Below are 7744 nucleotides of genomic sequence, written 5' to 3' on the forward strand. Positions count from 1 at the left end.
AAGGGGCTGGTCGAGCGGGCCAACGGCTACCTGGAGACGTCGTTCCTGCCCGGCAGGGTGTTCACTTCCCCGGCCGACTTCAACACGCAGCTGGCCGGATGGCTTGAGGTCGCCAACCGACGGGTGCACCGCACCCTTCAGGCCCGCCCGGCCGAGCGGTGGGAGGCCGACCGGGCCGCGATGCTGCCGCTGCCGCCGACCGCGCCACCGCGCTGGTGGCAGACCTCGGTGCGGATCGGCCGGGACCACTACATCCGCCTGGACACCTGCGACTACTCCGTCGACCCGGCCGCGATCGGGCGGATCGTGCGGATCGAGGCGGACACCGAAACGGTGCGGGCTCATCTGGACGGCCGTCTGGTCGCCGAGCATGCCCGCTGCTGGGCCCGCCACCAGACGCTGACCGACCCCGACCACGCCGAGGCCGCCACGGCGATGCGGCACCAGTACCGCAAAAGCGGGGCCGTCGCCGCGGCGGTGGAGGTCGCAGCCCCGGATCTGCCGGCCTACGACCGCGTCTTCCATCTGATCGAGGGCGGCGCAGGACAGGAGTAAGAGTCATGGCCACCCGCAGCACCACCACGTCCCGGGACATCGCCGCCGAACTGGCCTTCCTCAGCCGTGCGTTGAAGGCACCAGCGTTGCTGGACGCCGCCGACCGGCTCGCCGAACGCGCCGGGGCGGAGTCCTGGACGCATCAGGAGTATCTGGCCGCCTGCCTGCAGCGCGAGGTCGCCGCCCGCGAGGCCCACGGCGGAGAGGGCCGCATCCGCGCGGCCCGGTTCCCCGCCCGCAAGACCCTGGAGGAGTTCGACTTCCATCACCTGCGCGGGCTGAAGCGGGAGGCGGTGGCCCATCTGGGCACCCTGGACTTCATCACCGGCAAGGAGAACGTGGTCTTCCTCGGCCCGCCCGGCACCGGCAAGACGCACCTGGCCATCGCCCTGGGCATCCGCGCCTGCCAGGCCGGACACCGCGTCGCGTTCGCCACCGCCTCCCAGTGGGTCGACCGCCTGGCCGCCGCCCACACCACCGGAAAACTCCAGGACGAGCTCCTGCGCCTCGCGCGCCTTCCCGTTCTGGTGATCGATGAGGTCGGCTACATCCCGTTCGAACCGGAAGCAGCGAACCTGTTCTTCCAGCTGATCTCCGGCCGCTACGAACGCGCGTCCGTGATCGTGACCAGCAACAAGCCGTTCGGACGCTGGGGAGAGGTCTTCGGCGACGACACCGTCGCCGCCGCCATGATCGACCGCCTCGTCCACCACGCCGATGTGCTCTCCTTGAAGGGAGACTCCTACCGGCTCAAAGACCGAGACATCGGCCGCCCACCGAACGCGGCAACCGGGTGAACAACTGCACACGGGGTCAAAACTCACCGACCCCAAAGGGGTCCAGGTTCAGAGACCGCCGACACCGCTGGAGCAGATGTACGGCGACCGCCGCCCCCGCGGCTACGTCCTCCAGGCCGAGCAGGACCGCTACATCCACGCCACCCGCGACAAGCGGGCGCGGGCTGCCCCGGTGGCGATGCTGTACGAGCAAGCAATCCCGCGCTCAGCCAGGCCGTCGCCCCGCGCCTTCGCTGCGTTCGAGGAGCAGATGACGACCTACGTCGGTGCCTCCGAGCGCGAGGAGAAGTCCTCCGACCTCCTCGACACCTGTGTGTGGGCGCACAACGATCTGTTCCTCGACACCTCGGTGTCAGGGGTACCGTCCCGTCCGTCCGGCGGCCGCCTTCACGGCCGTAGGTGATGAGGGAGGGGAGCGGTTGCGGACCCATCTGCCTGTTCAGGCAGTGACAGCGGCGACCCAGTCGGCAGCTCTCACGAGGATCGGCCCGGTGACCTCGTCGGCGCCGGAGACATACGCCGCCCAGCGAAGTTCGTCGGACGCGAAGAAGGATTCACCCCAGGTGTCCACCCAGGCGCGTGCTGTGTCGCCGCCGGCGCGTCAGGTCCCACCTTCCGGAACATGCGTTCGGGCCGGTCGGCGCGGGCGTAGCGTTTGACGGTACTCAAGGCCACGTCACCACCGAATGTGAGCCAGGGCCGTAACTCACACACCCGGCGGCAAGGTGCCAGGAGGTGGCCGTGAGGAACTCGACCTCACGGCCGTTGCCTCTGTGCGGCCGTCGGGCTACGGAGGGCTTCGGCGATGATCTGCACGAGGTGTCGGCTGTCGAGATCGGCGAGGTCGTGCACCTGAGTGCGGCAGGAGAACCCGTCGGCGAGGATCCGCCGGTCAGGGCTGGTGGATGCCTTGGCGATGATGCCGTCCTGTGCGATCTTCGCGGAGACTTCGTAGTGGCCCTTTTCCATGCCGAAGTTCCCGGCGAGGCCGCAGCATCCCGCGGAGATCTCGACGTCGCAGCCCATGGCTTCCAGGAGCGCCTGATCCGCGTCATATCCCATGACCGCGTAGTGGTGGCAGTGGGGTTGAACGAGGAGTTTCTCTGCTGCTCGCGGCGGTGCCCAGCCGATGGAGGTGACGAACTCGGCGATGGTTTTGACCGAGCGGGAGAGCTCGGCGGCGCGGGGGTCGTCGGGAAGGAGCTCCACGAGGTCCGAGCGCAGTGTGGCGATGCAGCTGGGCTCGATGCCGACGACTGTCCTTCCGTCCCTGACGTGCGGGATCAGGAGGTCGAGTGTCCTGCGGAGCTTGGCCTTGGCGGCGGTGAGCTGGCCCGTGGAGACGAGGGTCAGACCGCAGCACGCACCGGGGCCGGCGATCTCGACGTCGCAGCCGACGGCGGAGAGGACATCGAGGGCGTCCTGCGGAATGTCCGGATTGATGGCATCCGAGAAGGAGTCGACCCAGAGCAGGACCTTGGGCCCGCCTGCCTGTTCTCTGGCGGTCCTTGACCGCTTCCTCCAGCGGAACGGCGTTCGGGGCAGCGTCGGCAGCGAACGGCGGGGGTCGGCTCCCATCATCGTCGTCATGGCTCTGCTGAGCAGCGGGATGCGGCCGGCGAGGTTGAGCAGCGGGGCCAGTGGCGCGGCGAGCCTGAGCCATTGCGGAAGCCTGCCGAGCGTGTAGTGGCTGAGCGGCCGCAGCCGCCCCTTGTACGTCTGGTGGAGGGTCTCGGACTTGAACATGGCCATGTCGATGCCGGTGGGGCAGTCGTTGGCGCAGGCTTTGCAGCTCAGGCACAGGTCAAGGGCATCGTGGACCTCGGGGGAGCTCCAGCCGCGTGTGACGACTCCGCCGTTGAGCATCTCCTGGAGCATCCGCGCACGGCCTCGGGTGGAGTCCTTCTCGTCTCGGGTGGCGGTGTACGAGGGGCACATGAATCCGCCCTGTTCGCGAAGATCGGCCCGGCACTTTCCCACCCCGACGCACCGGTGGACGGCATCGGTGATGTCCCCGCCGTCGTGCGCGAAGGCGAAGCCGTCGGTGGCGCGCAGTGTAAGGGCCTGCGGGCGGCGCAGGTCTGCGTCCAGTGGTGCCGGGCGGACGACGACCCCGGGGTTCATGAGGTCCTCGGGGTCCAGGAGAGCCTTGAACGTCTCCATCGCGCGCAGGGCTTGGGGGCTGTACATGGCGGGCAGCAGCTCGGAGCGGGCGCGCCCGTCTCCGTGCTCGCCGGAGAGGGAGCCGCCGTGCTCGGCGGCCAGGGCCGCGGCGCGTTCGAGGAACCTGCGCATGAGCGTGCTCCCCGCGTCGAGCGGGAAGTCGATGCGGACGTGGACGCATCCGTCGCCGAAGTGGCCGTAGGCCAGCCCGGAGACGTCCTCCTCGGCCATGAGGGCTTCGAGTCCGCGCAGGTAGTCTCCAAGCCTTTCCGGGGGGACGGCGGAATCCTCCCAGCCGGGCCAGGCCTGCTTGCCGTCGGCTGTGCGTCCGGCCAGGCCGGCACCGTCGGCGCGGATCTGCCAGAGCCTGGTCGCCTCGGGGCCTGCGGGCAGGACAACGGCGTCGGCCGAGCCGGAGGAGGCGACGAGTTTCCGCGCCGCCTCAACGGCCTCTTCCGAGCCTGCGCCGCCGACCTCCGCTATCAGCCATCCCCCGCCCGCGGGCAGGGTGGGGACACTGGCGCTGCCGTGCGCCCGGCGGACGACGTCGACGAGCTGTGCGTCCAGACCCTCCAGGGCGAGCGGGTGGAAAGGAAGCAGGTTCGGCACATCGTCCGCGGCAGTGGCCATGTCGCTGTAGCCGAGGACGGCCAGGGCCGGCGCGGGTGCCCGGGTGACGAGCCTGACCGTGGCTTCGAGGAGGATTCCGCAGCTGCCCTCGGTGCCGGTCAGGGCGGCTGCGAGGTTCCGGCCGTTCTCCGGGAGCAGATGCTCCAGGGAGTAGCCGGAGATCTGGCGTCCGAAACGCCCGAACTCGGTGCGCAGTACCGCCAGGTTCTCCGAGACGAAGGAGTCCAGACCGGGCACCACCGCCAGCGTGTCGTTCCCCGAGCCCGCCGTGATGACGTCGCCACGGCCGGTCAGCCAGGTCATGGACACCACGTTGTCAGCCGTGCGCCCGTAGGAGAGGCCGTGCGGACCGCACGCGTTGTTGCCGATCATCCCGCCGATCGTGCAGCGGGTGGCGGTGGAGGGATCGGGGCCGAACCGCAGTCCGAAGGGAAGAGCCGCGTTCTGGAGTGTGCTCAGGACCGCCCCGGGCTGGACCACCGCCGTCGAGGAATCGGGGTCGACCGACAGGACGCGGTTCATGAAGTGAGAGAAGTCGATCACGAGGCCGGGACCCACGGCGTTGCCGGCGCAGGAGGTGCCTCCTCCTCTGACGGTGATGGGAACCCCGTGGGCGCGGGCGATGCGGACCGCGGTGATCACATCGTTCGTCGACCTGGGCGTGAGCACGGCCTGGGGGACGATCCGGTAGTTCGAGGCGTCGGTCGAATAGATCGCTCTGGTCAGGGACGAGCTGTCGACGATGTCGCCGAGGTGGCCGCGCAGGGCGTCGACAAACGCCTCGGCGAACGCCTCGGTGGGAAGCTTCGGATCATCTGCCATGGTCGTGTCCATATCGTGCTGCTCGCTCCTGGGGTCTGCCGGCCGGGTAGCCGTCAGGTCTGCCGGCCGTCATCGGAGGACAAGCTCCCGGGGTGTGTCGCCCGCGGCGTCCCGAAGCAGGCCGGGGTCCAGTCCTTCGGCGGCGAGCGCGGCGATGAGCTGCTCGAGGGCGGACGGAGGCTCAGGGCTGTCGGGCTGTCCCGCGTCTGAGGCAAGGACCAGACGTGACCCTGCCGCCTGAGCGACGGCGGCCAGTCGGGCAGCTGTCATCCCGGGCTGGTGGAAGAGCTGGTAGGCGGTGATCTCGACGTAGGCGCCCCGGTCGGCGAGCTCGGCGATCTCCCGCACCTCCATACCGGGAACCGTGTAGGAGGGGTGCGTGAGCAGGAACCTGCTGATGCCCCGGGCCAGGGCCTGGTCCAGCAGCCACCTGCACTCATCGCCACCGAGATGCCCCGTGCACAGCACAGCGTCGTGCTCGGCGATCAGGTCGAGCACGAGGGCGATGTCCTTGGCGGACGCGTCGTCTGCGGCCAGGACCGGCGGGACGGAGAGCACGGAGCGGCCCAGACGCTCGTCCAGGTCTCCCAGCCGTGGCAGCCTTGCGCTTTCCTGGGTGTGGGCGTCCGCCGTGGGGAACCACACGACCCGGCCGCCCGTGGACAGCGCGGAGAGGACAGCCGCCGGGTTGATCCCGCCGACGGCACGGTTGAGGACGATTCCCCCCACGACGTCCAGACCGGACGACCGACTGAGGGCGCTGGCCCGGCCCACGGTCGATTCGTGGTGGGCCTTCAGGACGAAGCCGCTGTAGCCGGCCGCGGCGTAACTGGCGCCGATCTGGTCGTCGTATCCGATCCGTTCGAGCACGTCGGGGGCGGCATGGACATGAACGTCAAACATGGGGCTGCTCCCTTTCGGGGCGACGGCCCGTCGGCAACGCTCCAGAAAGGAACTCGGTCCGGGATTCCGCGAGCAGGGGGACCTCTGCGCGAAGGCGGCGCAGAGCTGTCAGGTCGAGGTCGGCGAAAGCCGCATCCGGCTCGTCACCGAGGTGTGCGAGGACGCTGCCGTCCGGGCCCAGAACGCGTGAGCCGCCCCAGAACCGGGCCCCGCTGTCCATACCGCAGCGGTTGACGAAGACGACGTAGCACTGGAGCAGCACAGCGGCGTGTTCCAGGATCACCTCCCACGTGCGGCGGATCCTCGCCGGGTCGGCGCCTTCCATGCTGGCCACGGGCACCACCAGCACTTCGGCGCCGCCTTGGGCCGCCAGCCATGGGATGACGGGATGCCACATGTCATTGCAGATGGCCGTGGCGATCCTGGCCGCTCGGAAGCCGGCGGTCCGCAGTTCCGCTCCGGGCTGGAACAACAGGTGTTCGTTCCAGGGCGCGTAGGAAACGGGCTGGAGCTTGCGATGGAGGTGCCGGGTCCCGGTCAGCGGGTCGCCCAGCAGGTAGGCGTTCCAGGGCAGCCCGGAGGCGCTCTTCTCGGCGAAGCCCACTCCGACACCGGCGGACACCAGGCCGGTGAGCCGAGGATCGTCGCCGGCGAAGAGGTCTGTCTCCTGGTACGGAGTGAATCCGTAGCCGCTGACCGAGAGCTCTGAGGTGAGGGCGAGGTCGACCGGGCCGAGGCCGTTGTGCAACTCGGCGATCCTGGCGAGGTTCTCCTCGACCGCGCCGAAGACGGGCGCGGTCTGGAGGAGCCCCACACGCAGCGTGCGGGGCTCCTCCAGACCCGCTGTCACTTCAGTTTGTTGGCGCTGAGCCACTGGCTCGCGACCTCCTCGGGCCTCTTGCCGTCCACGTCGATCTGCGCGTTGAGCTTCTGCAGCTGGGCGGTGGTCAGCAGTTTGCTCACCGGGTCCATCACCGTCTGGACCTTCGGGTACTTCTTCAGGACGCTCCCTCGGACATTCAACGAGAGGTTGTAGGGCGGGAAGTACTTCTTGTCGTCCTTCAGGACGGTCAGCCCGAGGGCGGAGATCCGGCCGTCGGTGGCGAAGACCTCACCGAAGTTGCACGGGTTGCCCTTGGCGACAGCGTTGTAGATCGGGCCTTCGGCCAGCTCCGCGACGTCGCTCTTGGGGAGGCTGAAAGCGTACGCCTTCTGCAGCCCGGGCCACCCGTCGTCGCGGCCGAAGAACTCCGAGGCGCCACAGAAGCCGGCCCTGCCCGGATCCTTCTCGGCGAGCTTGGCGTAGTCGGAGAGCGTGGAGACACCCAGCTTCTTCGCCGTCTCTGTCTTCACCGCGATGGCATACGTGTTGTTCGCCGCCGCCGCCGGGAGCCACACCACGTCGTTCTTGGTCTTGTCCAGAGCGCTGACCTTGTCGTACATGGCCTGGGGGTCGGTGACACTCCCCTGCTGCTGCAGGGCCAGCCAGCCGGTGCCTGTGTACTCCCAGTACATGTCGACGGCGCCGCTGGTCAGCGCGGCACGGACGGCGTTGGTCCCGCTCATGCCGCAGGTGCGCTTGACTTTCGCTCCCTGCGACTCGAGCCGCTGGGCGGTGATCTCGCACAGCAGCAGCTGTTCGGTGAAGTTCTTGGAGGCGACGTTCACGGTGTCCCCCTTGAGAGGGCCGCTCTTCGCGGGGCCGCTGCCCTGCTCGGCGCTGTTGCTGCCGAGAGCGCAGCCGCTGGTGAGCGCGAGGCTCAGCAGACTTGCCGCGGCTACGATGTTTTTGCGCATCCTGAAGCCCTTTCATGGCGCTTGACTGTGTGTGCGTGGGGTTCGGGGGGACAGGGGCCTGTCGATGAATTAGTGGG

General features: G+C 69.0%; 8 protein-coding genes. 3 read left to right on the forward strand and 5 right to left on the reverse strand.

Going from position 1 to position 7744, the window contains the following annotated elements:
* From I8N67_RS40290 to I8N67_RS40300, 3 genes are all read left to right on the forward strand, one after another.
* The coding region (locus I8N67_RS40290) for a Mu transposase domain-containing protein (RefSeq protein WP_443729057.1) at positions 1 to 555 on the forward strand (555 nt) is incomplete at its 5' end.
* Positions 556 to 560: 5 nt separating this feature from the next.
* Complete coding sequence (istB, locus tag I8N67_RS40295; RefSeq protein ID WP_200309274.1) at positions 561 to 1352, forward strand: IS21-like element helper ATPase IstB; 792 nt, start codon at positions 561 to 563, stop codon at positions 1350 to 1352.
* A 76-nt stretch (positions 1353 to 1428) separates the two neighbouring features.
* Entirely contained in the window at positions 1429 to 1755 is a 327-nt protein-coding gene (locus tag I8N67_RS40300; RefSeq protein ID WP_200309275.1) for a phage terminase large subunit family protein, read from the forward strand.
* Positions 1756 to 1791: 36 nt separating this feature from the next.
* Here I8N67_RS40300 and I8N67_RS44085 read toward each other — a convergent pair whose 3' ends face one another.
* The 5 genes from I8N67_RS44085 to I8N67_RS40320 form a co-directional block, all read right to left on the reverse strand.
* Positions 1792 to 1923 (reverse strand): hypothetical protein, encoded by a 132-nt coding sequence (locus tag I8N67_RS44085; RefSeq protein ID WP_267912897.1) that lies wholly within the window; start codon positions 1921 to 1923, stop codon positions 1792 to 1794.
* 185 nt (positions 1924 to 2108) lie between these two features.
* Entirely contained in the window at positions 2109 to 4967 is a 2859-nt protein-coding gene (locus I8N67_RS40305) for an FAD-binding and (Fe-S)-binding domain-containing protein (protein ID WP_234047044.1), read from the reverse strand.
* Positions 4968 to 5036: 69 nt separating this feature from the next.
* Positions 5037 to 5870 carry a DUF6282 family protein gene (locus tag I8N67_RS40310; RefSeq protein ID WP_200309277.1) on the reverse strand — a complete coding sequence of 278 codons (834 nt, stop codon included), beginning with the start codon at positions 5868 to 5870 and terminating at the stop codon, positions 5037 to 5039.
* The gene (locus tag I8N67_RS40315; protein ID WP_200309278.1) at positions 5863 to 6720 is read right to left on the reverse strand and encodes a carbon-nitrogen hydrolase family protein; all 858 of its coding nucleotides are present in this window, start codon (positions 6718 to 6720) and stop codon (positions 5863 to 5865) included. Before I8N67_RS40315 ends, I8N67_RS40310 begins: the two co-directional genes overlap by 8 nt.
* Positions 6717 to 7667 carry a glycine betaine ABC transporter substrate-binding protein gene (locus I8N67_RS40320; protein ID WP_200309279.1) on the reverse strand — a complete coding sequence of 317 codons (951 nt, stop codon included), beginning with the start codon at positions 7665 to 7667 and terminating at the stop codon, positions 6717 to 6719. Before I8N67_RS40320 ends, I8N67_RS40315 begins: the two co-directional genes overlap by 4 nt.
* Positions 7668 to 7744 lie beyond the last annotated feature (77 nt).

Source organism: Streptomyces adelaidensis (genome assembly GCF_016598475.1).
GTDB classification, from domain to species: Bacteria; Actinomycetota; Actinomycetes; order Streptomycetales; family Streptomycetaceae; genus Streptomyces; species Streptomyces adelaidensis.